Annotated in this window: 21 protein-coding genes, 1 tRNA gene and 2 pseudogenes; 11 read left to right on the top strand and 13 right to left on the bottom strand. The window is 60.7% G+C overall.

Annotation, left to right across the window (positions count from 1 at the left end; translation table 11 throughout):
• Positions 1-14 precede the first annotated feature (14 nt).
• The 4 genes from metG to V5279_RS23260 form a co-directional block, all read right to left on the bottom strand.
• Positions 15-1,979, bottom strand: a complete 1,965-nt coding sequence (metG, locus tag V5279_RS23275) for a methionine--tRNA ligase (RefSeq protein ID WP_338688096.1) — start codon at positions 1,977-1,979, stop codon at positions 15-17.
• 89 nt (positions 1,980-2,068) lie between these two features.
• Positions 2,069-3,109 (bottom strand): DNA polymerase III subunit delta', encoded by a 1,041-nt coding sequence (locus V5279_RS23270; RefSeq protein ID WP_166295448.1) that lies wholly within the window; start codon positions 3,107-3,109, stop codon positions 2,069-2,071.
• On the bottom strand, positions 3,106-3,792 hold the full coding sequence (gene tmk, locus V5279_RS23265) for a dTMP kinase (RefSeq protein ID WP_338688093.1): 687 nt from the start codon (positions 3,790-3,792) through the stop codon (positions 3,106-3,108). Before tmk ends, V5279_RS23270 begins: the two co-directional genes overlap by 4 nt.
• Position 3,793: 1 nt before the next feature.
• Positions 3,794-5,044, bottom strand: coding sequence for a D-alanyl-D-alanine carboxypeptidase family protein (locus V5279_RS23260; protein ID WP_338688090.1), 1,251 nt, complete (start codon positions 5,042-5,044; stop codon positions 3,794-3,796).
• A 160-nt stretch (positions 5,045-5,204) separates the two neighbouring features.
• On the opposite strand from V5279_RS23260, the gene V5279_RS23255 reads away from it, so the two are divergent.
• Positions 5,205-6,140 carry an alpha/beta hydrolase gene (locus V5279_RS23255; RefSeq protein ID WP_338688088.1) on the top strand — a complete coding sequence of 312 codons (936 nt, stop codon included), beginning with the start codon at positions 5,205-5,207 and terminating at the stop codon, positions 6,138-6,140.
• Between the two features lie 33 nt (positions 6,141-6,173).
• Here the strand turns inward: V5279_RS23255 and V5279_RS23250 are convergent, their stop codons facing one another.
• On the bottom strand, positions 6,174-7,106 hold the full coding sequence (locus tag V5279_RS23250) for a septal ring lytic transglycosylase RlpA family protein (RefSeq protein ID WP_414645831.1): 933 nt from the start codon (positions 7,104-7,106) through the stop codon (positions 6,174-6,176).
• A 657-nt stretch (positions 7,107-7,763) separates the two neighbouring features.
• On the opposite strand from V5279_RS23250, the gene V5279_RS23245 reads away from it, so the two are divergent.
• Positions 7,764-8,207, top strand: coding sequence for an NUDIX domain-containing protein (locus tag V5279_RS23245; RefSeq protein WP_210297482.1), 444 nt, complete (start codon positions 7,764-7,766; stop codon positions 8,205-8,207).
• Here the strand turns inward: V5279_RS23245 and V5279_RS23240 are convergent.
• Positions 8,200-8,640: a low molecular weight phosphatase family protein gene (locus tag V5279_RS23240; protein ID WP_210297497.1), complete on the bottom strand. Its 441-nt coding sequence runs from the start codon at positions 8,638-8,640 to the stop codon at positions 8,200-8,202. The two genes, V5279_RS23245 and V5279_RS23240, sit on opposite strands and share 8 nt — an antisense overlap.
• Before the next feature lie 878 nt (positions 8,641-9,518).
• On the opposite strand from V5279_RS23240, the gene V5279_RS23235 reads away from it, so the two are divergent.
• Positions 9,519-9,677 carry a hypothetical protein gene (locus tag V5279_RS23235; protein WP_248114394.1) on the top strand — a complete coding sequence of 53 codons (159 nt, stop codon included), beginning with the start codon at positions 9,519-9,521 and terminating at the stop codon, positions 9,675-9,677.
• 177 nt (positions 9,678-9,854) lie between these two features.
• Here V5279_RS23235 and V5279_RS23230 read toward each other — a convergent pair whose 3' ends face one another.
• Positions 9,855-10,031 (bottom strand): hypothetical protein, encoded by a 177-nt coding sequence (locus tag V5279_RS23230; RefSeq protein ID WP_166295458.1) that lies wholly within the window; start codon positions 10,029-10,031, stop codon positions 9,855-9,857.
• Between the two features lie 467 nt (positions 10,032-10,498).
• Here V5279_RS23230 and V5279_RS23225 point away from each other — a divergent pair, with 467 nt between their 5' ends.
• From V5279_RS23225 to V5279_RS23210, 4 genes are all read left to right on the top strand, one after another.
• Positions 10,499-10,762: a hypothetical protein gene (locus tag V5279_RS23225; protein ID WP_156928654.1), complete on the top strand. Its 264-nt coding sequence runs from the start codon at positions 10,499-10,501 to the stop codon at positions 10,760-10,762.
• 363 nt (positions 10,763-11,125) lie between these two features.
• Positions 11,126-11,215: transfer RNA gene (locus V5279_RS23220), tRNA-Ser, on the top strand.
• Between the two features lie 162 nt (positions 11,216-11,377).
• Positions 11,378-12,616, top strand: a complete 1,239-nt coding sequence (locus tag V5279_RS23215; protein ID WP_338688065.1) for a tyrosine-type recombinase/integrase — start codon at positions 11,378-11,380, stop codon at positions 12,614-12,616.
• A gap of 188 nt (positions 12,617-12,804) precedes the next feature.
• Positions 12,805-13,560 carry a hypothetical protein gene (locus V5279_RS23210; RefSeq protein ID WP_338688062.1) on the top strand — a complete coding sequence of 252 codons (756 nt, stop codon included), beginning with the start codon at positions 12,805-12,807 and terminating at the stop codon, positions 13,558-13,560.
• A 147-nt stretch (positions 13,561-13,707) separates the two neighbouring features.
• Here the strand turns inward: V5279_RS23210 and V5279_RS23205 are convergent, their stop codons facing one another.
• Positions 13,708-14,652: a calcium-binding protein gene (locus V5279_RS23205; RefSeq protein WP_338688060.1), complete on the bottom strand. Its 945-nt coding sequence runs from the start codon at positions 14,650-14,652 to the stop codon at positions 13,708-13,710.
• Between the two features lie 109 nt (positions 14,653-14,761).
• A pseudogene (locus tag V5279_RS23200) lies at positions 14,762-15,016 on the bottom strand (PBSX family phage terminase large subunit); the annotation flags it as partial.
• A gap of 483 nt (positions 15,017-15,499) precedes the next feature.
• Here V5279_RS23200 and V5279_RS23195 point away from each other — a divergent pair.
• Positions 15,500-15,739: a DNA-binding protein gene (locus V5279_RS23195; RefSeq protein WP_338688058.1), complete on the top strand. Its 240-nt coding sequence runs from the start codon at positions 15,500-15,502 to the stop codon at positions 15,737-15,739.
• Between the two features lie 256 nt (positions 15,740-15,995).
• On the opposite strand, the gene V5279_RS23190 is transcribed toward V5279_RS23195, so the two are convergent.
• Positions 15,996-16,187, bottom strand: a complete 192-nt coding sequence (locus tag V5279_RS23190; protein ID WP_338688056.1) for a hypothetical protein — start codon at positions 16,185-16,187, stop codon at positions 15,996-15,998.
• 202 nt (positions 16,188-16,389) lie between these two features.
• Between V5279_RS23190 and V5279_RS23185 the strand changes: the two genes are divergently transcribed.
• The 3 genes from V5279_RS23185 (at position 16,390) to V5279_RS23175 (ending at position 18,477) form a co-directional block, all read left to right on the top strand.
• Positions 16,390-17,403: an AAA family ATPase gene (locus V5279_RS23185; protein WP_338701363.1), complete on the top strand. Its 1,014-nt coding sequence runs from the start codon at positions 16,390-16,392 to the stop codon at positions 17,401-17,403.
• Between the two features lie 260 nt (positions 17,404-17,663).
• Positions 17,664-17,891, top strand: a complete 228-nt coding sequence (locus V5279_RS47095; RefSeq protein ID WP_338701361.1) for a helix-turn-helix domain-containing protein — start codon at positions 17,664-17,666, stop codon at positions 17,889-17,891.
• 355 nt (positions 17,892-18,246) lie between these two features.
• A complete protein-coding gene (locus V5279_RS23175) occupies positions 18,247-18,477 on the top strand; it encodes a hypothetical protein (protein WP_338688054.1) in 231 nt (76 codons plus the stop codon).
• Positions 18,478-18,769: 292 nt separating this feature from the next.
• Here the strand turns inward: V5279_RS23175 and V5279_RS23170 are convergent, their stop codons facing one another.
• The 3 genes and pseudogenes from V5279_RS23170 to V5279_RS23160 form a co-directional block, all read right to left on the bottom strand.
• On the bottom strand, positions 18,770-18,970 hold the full coding sequence (locus V5279_RS23170; protein WP_338688052.1) for a hypothetical protein: 201 nt from the start codon (positions 18,968-18,970) through the stop codon (positions 18,770-18,772).
• Positions 18,971-19,386: 416 nt separating this feature from the next.
• Positions 19,387-20,173: pseudogene (locus tag V5279_RS23165) on the bottom strand (3-hydroxybutyrate dehydrogenase).
• A gap of 78 nt (positions 20,174-20,251) precedes the next feature.
• Positions 20,252-21,043 (bottom strand): acetoacetate decarboxylase, encoded by a 792-nt coding sequence (locus tag V5279_RS23160; RefSeq protein ID WP_338688049.1) that lies wholly within the window; start codon positions 21,041-21,043, stop codon positions 20,252-20,254.
• Positions 21,044-21,062 lie beyond the last annotated feature (19 nt).

Genomic DNA, 21,062 nt, shown 5'->3' with positions numbered 1-21,062 from the left:
GAATTTCGAACCGCTCACTCGGTCTTCGGTTCCACATAGCGCGGGAACACGCCGACCGGCGCCGGCAGAACCGTCCCGGGCCTGATCCGCTCGGCAATCGCCGCAAAGCTGCGCGCGTCCGCGGGGACGCCGAGGCTATCGAGCATCTTGGCACAGGATTCGGGCATGACGGCCTGCGCCATGATCGCGATCTGCCGCACGACTTCGGCGGTGACATAGAGCACCGTCTTCTGGCGCGCGGGGTCGGTCTTCGCCAGCGCCCACGGCGCCTCGCCGGCAAAGTAGCGGTTGGCCTCGGCGACCACGGCCCAGACCGTGTTGAGCCATTGATGGATCTGCTGCGTCGCCATCGCGGTCCGCGACGTCTCCAGCATGGCGTCGGCCTGCGCCAGGATCGACTTGTCGTTGTCGCTGAACTCGCCGGGCTCCGGCAGCACGCCGCCGAGCTGCTTTGCGATCATCGACAATGAGCGCTGCGCCAGATTGCCGAAATCATTGGCGAGGTCGGCATTGATGCGCGCGACGATGGCCTCGTGGTTGTAGTTGCCGTCCTGGCCGAACGGCACCTCGCGCAGGAAGAAGTAGCGCACCTGGTCGACGCCGTACTGGTTGGCCAGATTGAACGGATCGACCACATTGCCGACCGACTTCGACATCTTCTCGCCCCTGTTGAACAGGAAGCCGTGCGCATAGACGCGCTTCTGCAAGGGGATGCCGGCCGACATCAGGAAGGCCGGCCAGTACACCGCGTGGAAGCGGATGATGTCCTTGCCGATGATGTGAACGTCGGCCGGCCAGTAGCGCCAGCGCTCGTCACTCTCGTCGGGATAGCCGACGCCGGTGATGTAGTTGGTCAGCGCGTCGACCCAGACATACATCACATGCTCGGGATCCTCGGGGACCTTGACGCCCCAGTCGAACGTGGTGCGCGAGATCGAGAGGTCCTTCAGCCCGCCCCGCACGAAGCTCATCACCTCGTTACGGCGCGAGTCCGGGCCGATGAAATCGGGCTGGCTCTCATAGAGGTGCAAGAGCTTGTCCTGGTACGCCGACAGCTTGAAGAAATAGCTCTTCTCCTCGACCCATTCGACCGGCGTGCCCTGCGGGCCGCGGCGGACGTTGTCTTCACCGACAGTGGTTTCATCCGCGGCGTAATAGGCCTCATCGCGCACCGAATACCAGCCGGCATAGGCGTCGATATAGATGTCGCCATTGTCCTGCATGCGGCGCCAGATTTCCTGTACCGACTTGTGGTGAGCAGGTTCAGATGTGCGGATGAAGCGGTCGAACGAGACATTGAGCCGCTCGTCCATCTCCTTGAAGCGCGCGGCGTTGCGGGTCGCGAGATCGAACGGCGTCATCCCCTCGCCCTGCGCGGTCTGGATCATCTTCTGTCCGTGCTCGTCGGTGCCGGTCAGGAAGAACACGTCCTTGCCGTCGAGCCGCTGGAAGCGCGCCAGTGCATCGGTCGCGATCGCCTCATAGGCGTGGCCGATATGCGGCTGGCCGTTCGGATAGGCGATCGCGGTCGTGATGTAGAAAGCGTTGCCGCGGTCCGCGGTGGGCGCGGAGACGGATGCAGGCGCCGGAGCCGCAGTCGGTTTGGGTTGCTTCGGCGCACGAACCGTTGCCGCTTTCGGGGCCTTCTCGGCAGCCGGGGGCTTCGGAGGAGCTGGCTTGTTTGCAGCCGGTGCCACGGCCGCTGCGGCGGCCTTTTTCGGCGGAGCCTTGGTGGCCTGCGCGGCAGCCTTCTTGGTTGTTTTTCTCGCGGCTTTCTTGACGGTCTTTTTAGCTGCCTTCTTCGTCGCCGACTTCTTGGCTCCCGACTTGGCCTTGACCGCCTTCTTCACCTTCTTGGTAACGCGCCCACCCTTCTTGGCGGCACTCGACTTCGCGGTGGCTTTGCTGGACGCGCGAACTGGCGATGCCTTCTTCGTCTTCTTGGCCTTCTTCGACGATTTCTTCTTAGCGGTCGCCACCACGGAATCCTTTGCAGATCGAAACGAGATTGTCGGGAGTTTTTTCAGACGAGTGTGTTGTCGGACAGGTGTGTCTTCAGACGGGCCGTCTATCGGGTCGCTTCCGCGAGCATCGAAAACACCGAGAAAACCAGCGGCTTGCGCTCCAGATTGTAGGCTTCGGTATCGCGTGCGGCGCGGACGATCTTTTCCCATACCTCCGCCAGCCGTGCAAGGCGCGGCAGATTGGCATTGGCATCGCCACTGCGCATGCGCTCGCTCATCCAGCGATCGATGCCGTCGATGAAAGCGGCGAGCGCGACGCGGTCGCTGGTGCCGAGCGCGTCACCCAGTGCATGCAGCTCGCGCGGATCGACGCTCGGCAGCGTCGCGAGCAGCGCGGCCGTGCGCTGCTGCAGCTTGAGCGCGTCGCCGCCGAGCAGCGCCAGCGCCCGCCCGACGCTGCCCTCGGAGGCGGCCGCGGCTTCAGCCAGCGCAGGATCGTCGGCGGCCATGTCGGTTGCGGCCGAGGCCGCGCGCACCACGTCGCCCGTCTCCAGCGGCCGCAGCAGCAATTTGCGGCAGCGGGACAGGATGGTCGGCAGCACCCGGGACGGCGCGTGGCTCACCAGGAGGAACAGCGACTGCTGCGGCGGCTCCTCGAGGATCTTCAGCAGCGCGTTCGCGGCGTTGGGATTGAGCTCGTCGACGGTGTCGACGATGCAGACACGCCAGCCATCGACTGCGGCGGTCGAGCCGAAGAACGAGATCGTCTCCCGCGTCTCGTCGACGGTGATCACGGTTCGCATCACGCCGCGGTCATTGAGGCCCCGCTCCAGCACCAGCAGCCCGCCATGTGCGCCAGCCGTGATCTGGCGCGCCACCGGATCGGCGGGATCAACCCGCAACGTCGGCGCCGCCTGAACCTGGGATGACTTCGGATTGCGGAACGCGAGCACGAACCGCGCCATGCGGTAGGCCAGCGTCGCCTTGCCGATGCCTAGCGCGCCGCCGATCAGCCAGGCATGCGGAATTCGTCCGCTGCGATAGGCATCGAGCAAGGCGGTCTCCGCCTCGCGATGCCCGAACAGATCGGGCGTTGCGCGCGGATGCCGGGCCGCAATCTCCTGTTCGACCTTGCGCGCGCTCATGCGGGACTGTCCGCCGTGAACGTCGAGCGCAAATGTTCGCGCAGCGCGGCCCATATCCTGCCCGCGACCGTATCAGGGTCGGCCGTGGCATCGATCAGAACGCAGCGTTGCGGGTCTTCGGCCGCGATCCTTTGGTACGCTTCGCGCAAATCCTGATGGAACTTGATGCCCTCGGCCTCGAAGCGATCGGCCGTGGCATCGCCGCGGCGCGCGGCGGCGCGTTGCAGCCCGACCTCGACCGGCACGTCGAGGATGAAGGTCAGGTCAGGCTTGAGATCGCCGATGGTGACGCGCTGCATGGCGTTGACGAGGCCGGGCAACACGTGCCCGAGCTGGCCCTGATAGGCGCGCGTGGAATCGAAGAAGCGATCGCACAATACCCAGATGCCCTGATTGAGCGCCGGCAGGATCACGGTGCGGACATGATCGTCGCGGGCGGCGGCAAACAGCAGCGTTTCGGCGTCCGGTCCGAGCAGCTTGCCCATCCCCGACAGGACGAGATGGCGGATGATCTCCGCTCCCGGCGAGCCGCCGGGCTCGCGGGTCACGATCGCGCGCAGCCTGGCGGCATCGAGGCGTTCGGCGAGCTTGCGGATCTGGGTGGATTTGCCCGACCCCTCGCCGCCCTCAAAGGTGATGAAGCGACCGCGCAAGCTCGGCCGTTCGGCTGCTGCTTCCGTCATGTCAGAGCTTCTCGACGCCGGCGCGGAACATGCCGATGACGAGCTCCTGGGCGCCGTCGAGCGCACGGCGCATCGTCGATCCGGTGCCGACGGCCTCCGCCGCGAACACCGGCGTCTCCATCGCGACATTGCCGCCGCGCCAGACCCGGACGACGCCGATCTTCTGGCCGGCCGTGATCGGCGCCTTGACCGGACCGTTATAGACGACGCGCGCGAGCAGCTTGTCGTTCCCGTTCTTCGACACCATCACCTTGATCGGATCGGGGCTGACGAGCTTGACCGAGCGGCTCTCGCCGCCGAACACCCGGGCATAGCCGACCGGCTGGTTGGCCGCGATCAGGACCCGGGTCTCGAAGCTGCGGAACCCCCATTCCAGCATCTTCTTGGCTTCGGTCGCGCGGTCCTCCGAATCCTCGAGGCCATTGACCACGACGATCAGCCTTGTGTCGTTCTGCACGGCCGAGCCGACCATGCCGTAGCCGCCTTCCTTGGTGTAGCCGGTCTTCAATCCGTCGGCGCCGGGCAAGGCGTTGAGCAGCGGATTGCGGTTCTGCTGGCGGATCTTGTTCCAGGTGAATTCCTTCTCGCCAAACAGCTTGTAGCGGTCCGGGTGGGTCAGGATGATGTGCCGCGCCAGCAGCGCGAGTTCCCGCACCGTCATTTTGTTGGCGGGATCGGGCAGCCCGTTGGAATTGCCGAAGGTCGACTTCGTCATGCCGAGCTCGCGGGCACGCTTGGTCATGAAGTCGGTCGCGAATGTATGCTCGTTGCCGGCAATGCCTTCGGCGAGCGCGATGCAGGCGTCGTTGCCGCTCGGGATGATCGCGCCATGCAGGAGATCGTCGACCGAGACCTTGCTGTTGATTGCCGCGAACATCGTCGAGGTCCCGGACGGCGCGCCGCCCCGTCGCCAGGCATTTTCGCTGATCCGGTACTCGTCTGACAGTTTGATGTCGCCCTTCTTGATGGCGTCGAACACCACCTCGGCCGTCATCAGCTTCATCATGCTGGAGGGCGCGCGCAGCTCGTCGGCGTTCTTCTCGAACAGCACGCTGCCCGAGGAGGCCTCAACCAGGATCGCGGTCGGCGCATCGCCGTCGAACCCGCCCTCGTCCTTCTTGGCGCCCTGGACACTGTTGTTGGCGGCGTAGACCACCCCGCCGCAGCCGATCGCCAGCGCAACCAGAGCCGCGACCAGCTCACGCCAGCCGCAAGCTAGGAACGTGCTGGGAACTGCGGTTGGGGCTGCCATCGGCGATGTCCTGAAAGGCTGCGTTCTAACAGGTGGAAGTATCGCAAACAACTGAGGTTTCTGCGCTGTGCACCGCCGGTTGGATTGCCGGCTGTACCGAACATCCGTATCCTTCGAACCAGCTCACGACACCAGAACCGGCAAACAAGGCGGAAACGCGATGTCACCCTCCCGCACCATCTCCGCCAACGGCATCGACATGTTCGTGCGCGAGGCCGGGCAAGGCCCGCTGGTCGTGCTCTGTCATGGCTGGCCGGAATTGTCCTATTCATGGCGGCACCAGATCGCAGCCCTCGCCGCGGCCGGCTTTCGGGTCGCAGCCCCTGACATGCGCGGCTTCGGCCGCACCAGCGCACCGGCCGACATTGGCGCCTACACGATCTTCGATACCGTCGGCGACATGGTCGCGCTGGTGGCCGCGCTGGGCGAGAAGCAGGCGATGATCGTCGGCCACGACTGGGGGGCGCCGGTGGCCTGGCACGCGGCCCTGTTCCGACCGGATATCTTCACCAAGGTCGCCGGCCTCAGCGTGCCGCCGCCGTTCCGCGGGCGTGGTCGTCCGCTCGAGACCCTGCGCGAGAGCGGCATCACCAATTTCTATTGGCAGTATTTCCAGCCGCCCGGCGTAGCGGAGGCCGAGTTCGAGCGCGACATCGCCGACACCATGCGGCTGGTGCTGGGGCGCGGTGTCTCCGATCCGAGCTCGATGTTCGTCGATGAGGCCAAGGGCTTTCTCGGCAAGCTGCCGACCGGAATGCCGCTGCCGGCCTGGCTGACCGAGGCCGACATCGCCGAATTCGCCGAGGGCTACCGGCAGTCCGGCTTCCGCGGCGGCCTCAACTGGTATCGCAATCTCGACCGCAACTGGGAGCTGACCGCGCCCTGGCAGGATGCGCAGATCCATCAGCCGTCGCTGTTCATTGCCGGTTCGAATGATTCGGTGATTACCGGGCTGATCGGCGCCAAGCGGGTTGCCGACATGGAGCGTGTGCTGCCGAACCTGCGGCAGAAGCTGATCATCGAGGGCGCCGGCCACTGGATCCAGCAGGAGCGCCCTGACGAGGTCAATTCGGCGCTGATCGCATTTCTGAAATAATCAGGCCAAGGACTTGATTCACAACACTTTGATTCAGTAGAGCCCGCGTCCGCTCAGGACTTCGGCCGGTCCGCGCGCGTCGATCGGCACATAGGCTGCCGCCGGGCTTGGGGTCGCGGCATAGCGCGCGTCACCCTCGTAGGAGACCTCGCGCGGATTGTTCAGGGCGCGGCGGTGCGACCGGCTCGAGGCCGACATTTCAGAGGTGGCGTTCACCGAGGCATAGTCGGCCTGGGTGTTGCCGAGGCTGTACGGCCGCCCCTCTGGCACCGGAACATCGCCGCGGATACGGCCTGCCGAGGACGTCATTTCCGGCACGAACGGCCGTGCCGAGGCGACCCGCACCATGGACGGTGACGGCGCCGGCGTACCGGTCCGCAAGGTCGCCATCAGCTGGCGGTCGTCGGACCCTTCGAGCGGCGCCCGGCCGACATATTCGACGCGGACGCGGGCGACGCCATTGCCTTTGAATTCAAGCAGTTCGGCGGCTTTGTTCGAGACGTCTATGAGGCGGTTGCCGTGGTACGGCCCGCGGTCGTTGACGCGAACGACGAGCGATTTGCCGTTGCTCAGATTGGTGACGCGCGCATAGCTCGGCATCGGCAAGGTCGGATGGGCTGCCGTGAGCGAGCCCATGTCGAACACTTCGCCATTGGCGGTCAGGCGGCCATGGAAATCGTCGCCGTACCAGGACGCCATGCCCTCGGCGCGGTAGTTCTCGTTCTCCTCCGGCACATAGGTGCGGCCGGCCACGACATAGGGCTTGCCGACACGGTAGGTGCCGCCGCCCTTTGGCACGGGATCGCCGAGCGCGACGACGCGCGGGCTCGACGACACGCCGTATTTGGGATCGACGCGGCTCGCGAACTGGTTCGAGGCGGCGCAACTGGCGAGGACGAGGCACGTCGCCACCGCAACGGCGCCGCGCGCCGTCCGGATCATCGAATCTGGCCGTCTAGTCCCCATCTGCCCCAAGTACCATTCTGCCGGACCTGCGCCTACTCCGAGGCGTCGGGATCGTTTTCGTCACGATGCGGCCCACCTCCGCACCAGCGCTTGACGATATCGCAACCGGAACACGGCGGAAATGCGGTGAGCCGCAAGGCTATGGCACCTTGGTAAATTGCCTGTTGCGCCTCCTCAGTTGTTCTACGGAGCCTGCGCCGTCCAAAACGCCCTCGCCTGTCCCGCGATCAGACACACTGTTGCAGCAAATCATCAGTTGGGGGGCATCTTCGATTCCAACAATTGAATCTTTTTGACTGTGCAAGCCTGCAATCGTTTTCTCCCGAGCGTGGGGCGCAAAGGAAGTTTGCGATGATCGAGACGGTTACAGCGGTGATGGGCCTGGTGAGTGCGGCGATCTTCTTGGCGCATGCCGTGGAAGGCTATCGGTACCGGGCCTGACGGTCCGTTGAACGGCGGAAAGACGCGTCACCCTTTCCTGGAGCGAATGTTCGGAAAGCTTTAATCAATTCGGATGAGCATCACATCAAGGCAGGTGTATCATGCGTAATCACGATTTGGTCTCCGACGGGTTTCTGACCCTGACCGCAGCAAGCCTTGTGCTGCTGTGCTCGAGCCTGCTGGCCTTCGCTTTCGGCTGACCCATTGGATGCCCAATTGAATGTCTTGGGCGGGAAAGTAAGAGAGGGAACATCCGCCCTCCTCGTCAGCACCGATGGCCGCCTTCTGATGCAGCGGCGCGACGACCTTCCTCACATCTCCGATCCGGGAAAGATCAGCCTCTTCGGCGGACGCCGGGAAGGCACAGAGACCTTCCTGGAATGCGTGGTGCGCGAAGTCCACGAGGAGATCGGCTATTACCTGCCGCCCGAGCGTTTTGAGCTCATCGGCCGGTATTCCGGACCGGATTATTCAACGCCAGACGGCAGCCTTCGCGGCGAGGTGTTTCTCGCGCAGGACGTGCCCGCCGAGAGGTTGACCGTCACCGAAGGCCGCCTTGTGATCGTCGCCATCGACGAACTCGAACGTCTCAGCGGCACGCTGGCGGCCCCCGCGGAGTATGCGCTGGCGATCTTCCTGAAACGCGAACCGATTACCTGAGGGCTGAAACCAGTTCGCGGACGCGGTTATCGATCATGGCCAGCGCAACCGAGGGAAGCGCAACGTCGATATCGTCGACATGCCAGTACGTCACCCTGCCGGCAGCCTCGGGGAACCGGCGCTCAATGAGCGGACGATGCTCCGCCTCCTTGAGTGCGATCACCAGGTCCGCATCGCCAAAGTCAGCCAGCGAACATGGCTGCGGATAGCGTGCCGCGCCCTCCGGTATGATGCCCGTTGCGCGGAGACGCTCGTCAGCAAAGCCTGACATCGGCCCGACATTGTCGGGCGATCCGCGTTCGGCCGCGCCTCTGGAGAATGCGCGCCACACCAGCCGTTCGGCGCTTGCAAGGTGATTGAACAGCTCCTCGGCGTATCGACTGCGATAGTAGTTGCCGGTGCAAAGGAAGAGGACTCGCTTCATGAGCATCATGATGGCCAAGCCGGGCGCTCGCGGTCAACGCCGTTGCGTGCATGCCGCAATGAGCCGCAGCCCGGGTTTGGTGACGCCGGCAGAATGGCGTTTGCCAGCATGCCGGCCATTTCGGCCACACTTGGGCATTCTATCCCTCCCCACGACGCGCAGTCGGCCGCGGCACCCAGCCTAATCCCTACCCCGTGAAACCATTTTAACCGGCCCGCGAAACAGGCCTGAAACATTTGGTCGGTAAACCGTCCGCAAAAGATAAGGGGAAGTGTCATGATCGAAGCCACAGTCATCGGGCTGCTGCTTTTGAGCGCGGCTATCTTTAGCGCCCACGTCTACGACGCCATCCACACCCATTGAAGATGGATGTCGTCGGCCTCTCATGTTTCCGTCTGAAACATGAACACCGCGCTGGCTGATCTTCGCCTGCGGATCATTCCGGCCGACAGATCGTTCAGGTCACAAACACCCTACGCGCGATCGGGCGCGGCAGCGACCTGACCGGTACGCATTTTGGGCGGCGCGTCCACCGAACGAATGATCGAACCTCGCTTGCCGGCGACCGTGCAAGTGAACCGCGGATCCCTGGTGCGGGCCACAATCTGCGACAACTGGCGCACGGGGCTGTTTCTGGCGCAAGACGTCGGTCAAGCCGGATTTTCCAACCGCCAGGATTGCGACTGGAGTGGTCGAGCTAACCGCATTGGAGTGGCATGAACTGTGCAACTGATTGGCTGCCGGGAATTTCAGTGTCCCGGTTCGGGAATAAGCGGTCACCTGGTGTGTATACTTAGGACCGGCGGACCGCCATTCGGGAGGTATCGTTGCATTACACAGCACATCAACAAGCCAGGTTCCTCGTTCGGCGAGGAAGCGCTGACTGGATGGTTTATGATCGGGAACTCAAGGGGCCGGCGCAGCTCAAAAAAAATGGCCCATTCGCCGAGAAGCTAACGAAGGAGCAGGCCGAATACGTCAAGCAGACGCTGACGGAATCCCTCATTGCGCAGGTATCCCGACCCAATCCAGAGCGCGTACCATGACGTCGCGCTACGCTGGCCCCGTTCTGCTCGACGATCTGGCTCGTTTACGTGAGTTGGCAGCGCATTGTGAAAGGCGCGCTTCGGAAGCGCGGCATGCCGACGATCGCATCGCATGGCTTGCGTTGGCCAGAGATTGGCTAGCGCTCGCGCAGTCCAACTCAATCACAGACTGCACGCTCAGCGATAGCCGCGCTGCATCCGATTTACTGCAACGATAAGACTGGGCTGTTCAAGTACCTCAACCAGTCGGTCAAGGATCAGCCGTTCATTGGTGCGCGGCCGAGGTTCGAGATACTCTTCAAGGATTTCCTGGGCGGCGCTTACGGCCTGCAGAGCGATGTCTTCATCCGACATTCTCGAGTCTCCAAGATTAACTCGGTTAATCATTCTGGGGGCGGATAGTTCCCTGTTGAAATTGCGATCACCGATCCCAACGAGCCTGGATACGATCCGAATATTCGAGGAGAAAATTCGAGAAGCAGTGGTACGGCGAGCCCCAGCTCAGGGGGCGAGCTGGGGCTAACGGCGACACCGGAGGCTGTAGCGGCCAACCTCCGACCATGACGTTACGACTCTTTCTAATTTCATCCATCAGGATTCGCTGTTGCTGCAGCGCGCTACCACCTTTGCGCCACGGGCCAGACTATCGCGCCGCTGGTTGGGGCTAGTTCAGAATGGCAATTGCCACGAGCATTTGCAGATTTACTGTATCCCTAGTCGTGCGGATTGGCCGACATCCACACCACACCCCGACCATCGCGCGATAAGGGATCGCCGCTCCGGGCCACGGAGCGACGGTCCCGCCCACTTCACCAAACAAGATGGAGAGGGAATTCCGGATCGAGGTTTTTCAATTGCGCGGCTTCAATCATTTGCCAACCGAACAGCCAATTTTTCAGATCGGCGATCGGGTCCACCTGAGCGAACTCGGCGCTAGTCGAATGAAGAGAGCCCTCTATACGACCGGATCGGTCGTTGGCGCGGGCAAAGCAAGCAAATTAGCTGTTCGCGTGCTCTTTGACGGCATGAAAACGCCGGTCAGCCTTCATCAAAGCTATCTTGAGCTCGACATCGGAAAACCGTGAAAATTCACCGCAGGTTCCCCTGCTCTCTCCTCATTGGCACGTGCAGAGAAGCTGCCCGACATGGACTGGTCCTACTATCTCCTGGTCCTTGCTGTTGTCCTGAGCCTCGTTGCCATTGGCCTGCATGGTAGCCTCTACAGGAGGGATACGCGGAAGGATGACTGATCGATGAGCGCATCGAGCGGCTGGACCTAAAGCGCCCAAAGAAGGACGATTAGCCCACCCCGTACGCGCTCGGGTACAGCGCGTTGACGTTTGAGCGCTTGCTGCATAGAAAGCGACGACCGTTGGGTAGCAAGCTGGTAGCACAGTTCTAGATCTGTGCTGCCGACCCCGACAAAAAGCCTAACGATTTCAAGTTTTGGAAGGGTGGCCGAGTGGTTTAAGGCACCGGTCTTGAAAACCGGCGTGCCCGCAAGGGTACCGTGGGTTCGAATCCCACCCCTTCCGCCAGTACAGTGTTCTCCGTTGTTCTCCACTGTTCGGAATCCCCAGCAAAATCAGCGCTTTCGCCGGCCGACCGTCTTCCCTAGTTCGCCGTCGTTCCCCACAATCAAAGCGCAAACCGTAGCTTGGGACCGTAGGTTCGGAGGATGGTTTTGACTGGAGGATCACGTGGCTGGAAAACTAAAGCCGCTCGATGTCGAGCGCGAAACGAAACCCGGCAAGTACGCTGATGGTGACGGGCTCTACCTGATCGTCACCGGCCCCGAGGCGAAGAGCTGGTCCTATCGCTATTGGAAAGACGGCAGGGAGCGCTGGCATGGGCTCGGTTCCTTCAAGGATGTAACCCTCAAAAATGCCCGTCTCGCACGTGACGCAGCCCGCCTACGCGTGAAGGGAGATCGTAACACAGCCGGCGTAGATATCGTGCAAGAGCGCCGAGAGGCCCGCAAAGAGGCGAAGGCAGTAGAGGTGCAGAACGCGGCGCCGACCTTTGAGGAGTGCGCTGAGGTCTATATCCGCGCGCTGTGGTCCACGTGGAGCGAAAAACACCGCGACCAGTGGCCCTCCTCGCTTAAGCGATATGCCTATCCGACGATAGGAAAGCTAATCATCACGGAAATCAAGCCGAGCCACATCCATCAATTGCTCGAGCCGATTTGGGTGACCAAGCGCGAGACCGCAAACCGCGTGCGCGGTCGTATCGAAACCATCATAGCCAAGCACGCAAATATCGACGATCCCGAATTCCGAAATCCCGCCGAACTCACCAAGCAGCTGCGGGAAAAGCTGCCCAAGCGGCCGAAGCGAGTCGTTCGTCACCACCCGGCCCTACCCTACGCCGAGGCCGCGCAGTTCGTGGGCAAGCTCGGCAGCGTAGAGGGGCGCGCCGCGGTGGCGCTACGGTTCCTGATCCTCACCGTCTGCAGGACGAATGAAATCGTTGGCGCCAAATGGACAGAAGTCGACCGCACCTTCGCAACCGGTCCAGTGTGGAGGATTCCCGGCGAGCGAATGAAGATGGACCAGGATCACGTCGTTCCTCTGTCACAATCTGCACTCGCCGTGCTCGACGAACTTGGCAATGGCCAGCAAAGCGATCTGATCTTTACGAACCCAGACGGCCAAGAGTTCTCCGAAAATGCGATGCTCGCGGTCCTCGATCGCATGGGCTACGGACACGTTACTGTGCACGGCTTCCGGGCGGCCTTCGCGACCTGGGCCGAGGAGTGTACGGATTATCCCGACGGCGTCCGCGAAGCGGCGCTGGCGCACAAGTACAAGTCAGAGACAACAGCGGCCTACCAACGCGGGGCCAAGCTGGAGAAGCGTCGCACCCTGATGAAGGACTGGGCCGACTTCATCACCCCCGCGAATATCGTCCCACTCCGTGCATCAGGCGTTTCGTAAAGATTGTCCGCGCTTGATCTCGTAGGGCACTCGCGGCAACAGCATTTAGGCGGCCTGAGACATGGAGGGCGGAACGAACGGCATGGCTCGCCCTCGTAGCCCCCGCGTCGTTCAGCATCAAAAGTCATCCGATTGGATTGGTTTTCGGTGCTACCATCGCGCGGGAAGCGAATTTCTATGGGGACAGGATGGCCGACGACAAAACACCAACATTGAAGGACGCAGTTGTTATCATACCCCTTTTCGCAAGTTCACTAGCAATAGCTTGGGAGGTGGGGCGCTTTTTGCCATTTGATGGCTTCTTGCAATTTTCCTTCTCGGAACATTTGCTCTCGGCTATGGAGGCCCTGCCGTTTGCGTTGATCGTAACCGTTGCTTGCGCAGCAATGTTTTTCTTGTTTCACATCCCCAACGTGCTGGCCGCTGCTGCCCAACAACCCGAAGGGCAGGCAATGATCGCAGCTTTCTATAAGCGGATGCCAAAATCCAAGATTGCGAAAGCCCTGATCGCTGTTGCCCTTGTGATCGTGTTCATCGCTCTGAATGCGTGGTTCGCCTATTTCTCTTTCAACTCCACCGCTTGGGCAAATGTGCGGCTCACGAAGTACGTACTCATGATGTTCGCGCTTCTCGTTATTCTCAACCTCACGTTTTTCCACCAACCGTGGGCCGGTCCTGTCCTTTTACCGCTATTCGCTGCGATCGCGATCATGCTCGCGCTGACCATGTCACAGGACATCTCGAAGTTGATGATTCGGAAATACAAGCAAGGACGGATTCGCCCCGCTGAAATCACGTTAAAGTCTGGGACGGTACAAGGGCACGTGATCATGTCAGGAGAACACGGGATCCTGATCTATTTGCCGGACATCGACTCGACGGTTTTCGAGCGATCGGACGACTTGCAGCGGATCGAGTGGCGGCGGAAGCGTTCGTCACCTTGACCTGGACGGCCCAAGGCTAGGCGCTTGCCACGATCCACCGCCCGAGCTGCGGCGGTCGCGGTACCGATCGCGCGGAGGCGGCGCGCCGGCCGGCTGAACGTAGTCAATGCACATCAGGCCGAAGCCGCAGAAGCCGTGGTTTGGCATCTAACTCACGATTGAGAAATTCCCCGTCGTGACCGTGGCTGCGGTGGCGCCGTTCAGCCAGACCGCAGTGTCGCCGTCCACCTGGATCACGAAGTAGGCACCGTTCTGGTAGGAGCGCGACAGGACATCGGCGAATGAAGTGAAGCCGGATCCCTCGAACCGCACGACGTCGAGGCTTGGCGACCAGTCTTGAACGACCTGCACCCCCGGAACGTCATTGACGACAAAAGTGTCGTTGCCCAAACCGGTCCCCGGATCGCCACCGCTCCCGCCAAAGTAGTAATTTACGCCGGCGCCGCCATCCAAATAGTCGTTTCCGGCATCGCCGATCAGGACATCCACGCCCTCGCCACCGAACATCGTGTCGTTGTCGTAGCCGCCGTAGAAATAGTCACTGCCGCCATAGCCGTAGGCAACATCATTGCCGTCAGACATGATGAAGATATCGTTGGCGAGCGAGCCAACGCCAACATCGTCGCCGGTGTCACCATAGCCGGAGCCGCCGCCCGACGGCATATAGAGATAGTCGTTTCCAGCGCTGCCCTCTAGAAAATCGATACCCGCATCGCCGACCAGCGTGTCAGATTCAGCGCCCCCATAAATATAATCATTGCCAGCGCCGCCATAGAATAGACAGCTGCCGCTGCCATTAAAGACGATCAAGTCGTTGCCGTCGCCGCCTTCAATCAGGCCACTGCCCAACAGGTAGTCGTCGCCGCCATCGCCGTAGAGAGTTACGCCGGGGCCCAACCCGGACATCTGGTCAATTCCGTTACCACCGTAGGCTGTTCCGGCACTGACGCTGATAATGTCGTTGCCTTCGCCACCATAGAGGATGGACACAGCCCCAGGGTTAAACAACGTATCGTTGCCATCGAGGCCATACATTACATCTTCGGACCCGGTGTGGTTGTCGTCGCCCAGCGTTCCAATATAGGTGGTCATAAAAGTCCCCTTCCGGAGTTACAGGCAATGCTCAAAGTTAACAGCCTGAAGGCCGCGACGCGAGTCTCCCACGAAGCACAACCGGTCTCATTCTGACATTCCGCCTATACGCTTTGCCGTACCCGCGGGAGCGCATCCAGTCGACATGCACCGATGGCGGCTGGCCTTGCGCCTCGTAGTCCAGGACGTTGATTGCCTGCCCGACAAATTGGGCGATCCAGATCGACACCGCGTCCGCGCGCGCGCCGGTCCCTCCGATCTCGAAATAGGCGCGCGTCTGCATGAGCGGATCGCGCGGGACGAACGTAATCCGCCCCTGCTCTTTTGCGCCCTCAACGAACGTCCGGAAGCCGCCATTCCAAATGGACGCGACACGGACCCTCTCGCCTGCAGCGGTCGGCGATTTTCCTTCGCTAGCCGTAGGTTTTCACCGTAGCTTTGGTTGTCGAACAAAAAAGCTCAACGTAATCAGTTTGCTTCGGAGGATGATATCCGCGACCGGTGCTCGCGATGCCCGCATAAGTATTACCGCAGCGCTTAACTCATACGAGAGACGCTAGCTCGTTCCATGCGGACATTGTCTCTGAATGATGCGTGCATTCCCCGGTGGGAAAGCGCTGCCCTTTGAATAAAGACCAGTTCTCCCCGAGTGGAGAACCGGTGCTCTACCGGTAGAGAACCCAATTCTCCCCGAGTAGAGAAGCGGTGCTCTACCGGTAGAGAACCCGTCCCCCACCAGAGGGGTAATATACGAATATTGTCAGTGCGTTACGGCGATTTTTAGATTTACATCTACGCCGTTCTCTGGTGTTCATTCGAACAGGTAAGAACAAAGGGAACACGGCAAATGTCCGTAAACCGATCCGAAGAAATCAAGCTCGGCCACACTCGCCCGATTGTTGCCAGCGTGAACGAAACAATGTCCGCGTTGAAGATCGGACGCGCAAAACTTTATGAGCTCCTGAATTCGGGGGAACTGGAAAGCTATCTCGAAGGTGCGTCGCGCAAGATACCGTGGCGCAGCATTGAGATTTATGTGCAGCGCCGGCTGGCCGAGGAAGCCAAGCGCCGCGGGCGTGCCGCATAGCAGGGTAACCACCGGCAATGCACCTTGCTATCAAATCAGCGACGCCACCCAACGCGTAAGGACCGTCCATCCCGTGTTGCAGCTGCCCCAACTTGCGATGGAGATCGAACAATCGAAAGTCGTCGCGCGTGGCCTCGATGAACTCCTACCACTGCACGCCTCGGAGGCCCAAACAGCGGACGAAGGTTATCCGCTGGAGCTTGCGACTGCGGAGACAGCAAACGATGGCACTGGAAGCGACGTTGAAACGGACGCTCTAGTAATCCCAGGTGAGGTCTCTCAAGCGCTCCAGAGTTGGGACCGGATACTGGCGAACGTTGAGCGAAAGCTCGTAGCGAAGCAATTCACCCGCGCAGCAACCGAGGTCCTTCGGTTTGCATCCCATGAAAAAATGCCTGACCTTTGGCAGCATCTCGTCGATCGTCTGCATGCGATGGGTGAGCGCCACGGCCTTTCGGTTGGCACTATGCAAACCCTTATGGCAGCGGCGACGGTTGCGCCACCCGATCACCCGCCAAGCAATGGAGCACGTGCGGGGGCGTCCGAATTCACTGGCGTGCTGCCGAAGGTCGGCGTCGATATAACATCGGCCAAGCCGCTCGAGTTGACCTATTTCGACGAGTGCGGCGCCTACGTAAAAAAAACGTTGGATCCTCAAGGGAATCATTGCCCTTGGCGAAACCTCTGCTTGGATTGCGCCGCCAGGCGCTGGCAAGTCAGCGCTGTTGACCGAGATAGCCGTACACTGCGCGGCACAAGTCGACTGGCGAGGGCATCGGGCAAAAGTCGGCTATGGCGTGGTGGTGCTGGCGCTGGAGCGGGGCGACCTCTTCAAACGCCGGCTGCGCGTGTACCATAAGCGCGACGAGTTGAAAGGCCTGCCGATCGCGGTGGCCGACGCAATCATTGATCTGATCGATCCAAATTGCGTAGATATCATCGTTTCGACAGTGAGGGCAGCCGAGCGGCAGTTTGGTCGCGAAGTAGGATTGATCATCGTCGACACTTACGCGAAAGGCATCGCGGCGAACGGCGGCGACGAAGACAAGGCCCGTGATCAGAACCGTGCCGCGGCCAATCTGCGCAGGGTACATGCCCAGCTGAAAGTGCACATCGCCCTCGTCGGCCACACCGGTAAAGACGAGAACCGCGGCGCGCGTGGCAGTAACGCCCATGTTGGTGACGTCGACGTCATGGTACAGATCCGCGGAAAGGTCACCAAGGTCGCGCGGATCATTAAAGGCAACGATCAACCTGAGCGCACCGTGGCGCGATTCAAGCTCGAGGCCTTCGAACTAGGCCGGGACGATGACGGCGAGCCGATCACCACCGCGATCGTGACCACCGAGTTCGCCCAAGAAAGAAATGACATTGGTGCTGCCTACATTAGTGCGAAGAAGCTCCCCTCGAAGCCTAATCTTCAAGCTGCACTAGAGGCGCTGCACAAATGCATGGCCGAGAGTGCCGCACTTCGACCTGCAGGCGAACAGCTGCCGGCAGGCGTCACAGGCGTGACAATGAAAACGTGGCGCAGTCGCCTAGAAGAGTTCTCCATCATCAACCCTAAGGGCAATCCGCGAGAGCAATTTCGCCGCATTCATGTGACGCTAAAAAAGGAAGGCTTTATCGACATTTGCGAGGATTTCGTTTGGCCCGTCACGTAGTGTCACAACCCGTCACAATGGCGCTCTGTGACGGCGTCTGTCTCCCGTCACGTCACAGTTGCCCCCTTTAGGGGGCAATTGCGAAGGTGACGTAAGGGGACAAGGGACGACAGAAGGCCTGCGGCTGGCCGGTGCGGGCTATTGCTGCTTCGTCCCTCCATCGTTTTCTCCAACGGATCACCGCTCCTCCTCACCGGCTTGATTTCGTTGAGCGTTCGCGTCGCCGGACAAAAAACTACGGTCCAAATCCACGGTTCGCGATGCATGACCGCCGAGTTCGAGACAAATCTACGCAAGGAGCGGCAGCTCGAGGGAATTGCGAGGGCGAACGAGGTTGGAATTATAGGGGCCGCCCACCCTCGATTAGAGTGGACCGGGTGCGTGAACTGAAGGCGCAAGGTCTCGGAGCGACTGAGATTGCACGGGCTATGGGCATCGGCCGGGCTACCGTCTACAGGGCTTTGGGGGAATCTGCCGATTGTGGATGAACCCAAACTTCATCCAAATTTCCCGCTTGTGCTGTTGCCCAACCAATGTTGTCGCTGAAGTGCAGAGGCCTGGCGCGTTCCAATCGAAGAAAGGTGTTTCGAGTCAGGCGACGGAACAGTGGGACACCGAGGTGATTTTCGCAGTTCTGCCAACAGTTTTTCATGTCCCAATGTCTCGTCCGCTGGATGCTGATTTACCTTCAACGGCGGTAGAGTGAGGCACTCCCTGAAACGGCTTGGCGGGGCCCACTGCGTTCTTACGTGGCACTGCAGATAGTCTCATCGACTGTTCGACCTTGCGCGAACTTGTCGCTCTCGCCATCTGCCAGCTATCACCGACCGTGGAGCATAAGCGATGACCGAACCCGTCCGCGTCTTTGAGCAAGATCTGACCAAAGCCGTCGCAAAATACATGGCAACTTACGAAAAGAACTCCGGTCTTGTCGATCATCAGTGGACCAGCGAGGAGGTTCGCAAAATCTGGCGCCACAGGGCCCACTACGCGATCATGGCGATTGGTCAGGCTATTTCTTCGTACGCGGGGCACTGGAACAGCTTCGAAAAGTGGCCGCCTCTCCGCCCCTGAGACGGGCAAACCTACGTGCGACCGCGCGTTCCTAATCAGCGCGTATTGAAGTCTTGACCGGTCTTGGGATCCAAAAAGGCTCGCTCATATAAAAACCGATGAATCGAACGTGCCGGCGGGTAAGTCTTCCACCGCTTCCCCACTACTTCCCACTGCGGCCAGACTACCCGATTGCGGCCTGCACAAGGCCGCAACACCGGCGGAATTTGATGATACAATCGGTCCCAGGGGATACGATGCGTTTGACCGCGAAGCAGCACCAGAGGATGGCCGGCCTGATGCGCGCTCACGCTCAGAAGGCGAGCGGCAAGAAGAAGCATCGTTTGGAGGGCTTTGCGGAAGCCCACCGGCTCCTCGCGATAAAGCGCGGGCAGAGGGAGAAGGCAGCGACGCAGGCGAAGTAGCCGATCTCGCTAGCTCCACCACCGAGAAAGTCGTCCACAACAAAGAACAGACCGTTATCCCGGGCCTTGGCGGAGATCGCCTCCTCCACACTCTATTGTCCATACTACGTATTTCGAAGGGGCAACAAAAACGCTACGGTCGGAATCTACGGTTTGCGTACGTAACGGCTGATCGTTGCTATACATCGACCATGGTATTTGTGCTCGCGGCTAAGGTTACGAGCGTGTCTTTCGAGGTTACGCAGGTTACTTTTAAGGGCCCGTTGGTGTCGCTAGTTCAGTCAGCCAGCGCCGCTCGTCATTGGAAACGCTTGGCTTCAGATGGCGCAGAATCCACTTCCCTGCTCTGCTACATCAGGAGCCTTCCTAGTATCCGCCCCTGTTCATGATCTTCTCTCCAGAGAAATTGGTTGATGCTTAGAAAGAAGCAGTCGTAGGTGTTGGGTATTGTTGTCTTCTTGGTCTATCGCTGCGTTTCAAGAGCCGGTGTGCATTTCGGCGGGCCCTACGCGGCCGTCCAGCCGCCGTCGATAGAGAGATTGGCGCCGGTGATTTGAGCGGCGTCTTGGCTGCAAAGGAACAGCGCCAGCGAAGCTACCTGCTCGACCGTGACGAATTCCTTGGTCGGCTGCGCGGCAAGCAGGACGTCGTTGATCACCTGATTCCTATCCATGTTGCGCCTTCATCGTGTTTGGGATCTGCTTCTCCACCAGCGGAGTCCAGACGTAGCCGGGGCTGATGCAGTTGCAGGTGATCTTCGACCGGGCGAGTTCCAGCGCCACAGTCTTGGTGAGTCCCACGATGCCGTGCTTGGCCGCGACATAGGCCGACTTGAAGGGCGAAGCGACCAGCGAATGCGCCGAGGCCGTGGTGATGATACGGCCCCAGCCGCGCCTCTTCATGCCAGGAGTAACGGCACGGATTGCATGGAATGCGGAGGAGAGATTGATTGCGATGACTGCGTCCCACTTTTCGACCGGAAACTCCTCGATTGGCGAGACATGCTGGATGCCGGCGTTGTTGACGAGCACGTCCACGCGGCCAAACGTCCTCTCGGCAAATGAGATCATGTTGGCGATTTCGATTGGCTCGGCCATATTCGCGGGCGAATAGATGGCCTTCACCCCGAAATCGTTCTCGATTGAAATCCGCGTTTTTTCGGCATCGGCCGGTGCCCCAATCCCGTTGAGCACGATGTTGGCTCCGGCGCCCGCAAAAGCCCGCGCATACGCGAGACCGATGCCGCTGGTCGAGCCGGTCACAACTGCGACTTTACCTTTCAGAATTCTCATTGCTTTTCCTTGTTGATCTGTGACAGTCCGCCGGTTCGTGGCCGCAGGTATTTCTTGGCGGCCAATTGCAGCCGTCCATCATGTGACCAGGGTTTTCTCGTAGCTCCGGAGCGGGCGTCGGACCGGCTGTTGCAGATAGTCATGAACGACCTTGCCCAGCCCTAGCGTAAGGTCTGCGCGGATGTGAATCGCGGACACGATCTCGAGGACCGGCAAATCGGCCACGGGAGCCAGCGCGTGAGGCATCAAGGAGAGAGCCGCGGGTCCGGTCCACGCTCCTTTCAAGACAAGTTGCTCAAGGTGATATTCGACGAGCTCGCAGATGCGCGGACTGCCGTCGACATGCGGAATGATCTTGAGAAGAAAGTTCGGCTCCTCGAGAGCGGCCTTGACTTGCGCCAGGTCGGCTTCGCGGTGCTTGTATCCCATCGTGCCGGTTGCTACCCGCAACGGTCCGTAATCCAGAGTGCCGATCAGCGTATCGACCTCGGTGCGCAACGTCGGCTGGCCGAGTTTTTTCGGAAAGCCCCAGAGCTCCCGGCCGCCCGCGATCGGTCCTTCATCGTTCAGGAACATGCAGTGGGTGTAGCCGCCCCTGCGCCCCCGGAACGACACCGGGATGACCTGACCGCTCTCGGTGTAGTCGCCAAAACCGTTGGAATCCGGCATACGAATGAATTCGTATTTGACAAGCGCTTCGCGTTCGTCAAATTCGAGCGGAGCCGGAACAACCGATCGCAGCTTCGCCGGATCGGTGCGGTAGGTAACGATCAGGTATTCGCGGTTGACGAAGCGATACGGTCCCGGCGGATAGGCGGGATTGGTGAGCGGCATCGCGAACGCCCGCCTCGCCACTTCATTCTCGTGCATATCAATTTTCCTATGAGTG

It is taken from the genome of Bradyrhizobium sp. 26S5 (assembly GCF_036923295.1).
Classification (GTDB): domain Bacteria; phylum Pseudomonadota; class Alphaproteobacteria; order Rhizobiales; family Xanthobacteraceae; genus Bradyrhizobium; species Bradyrhizobium septentrionale.
The sequence above is the reverse complement of the archived record's forward strand: the minus strand, read 5'-3'. Positions and strand labels throughout refer to the sequence as shown.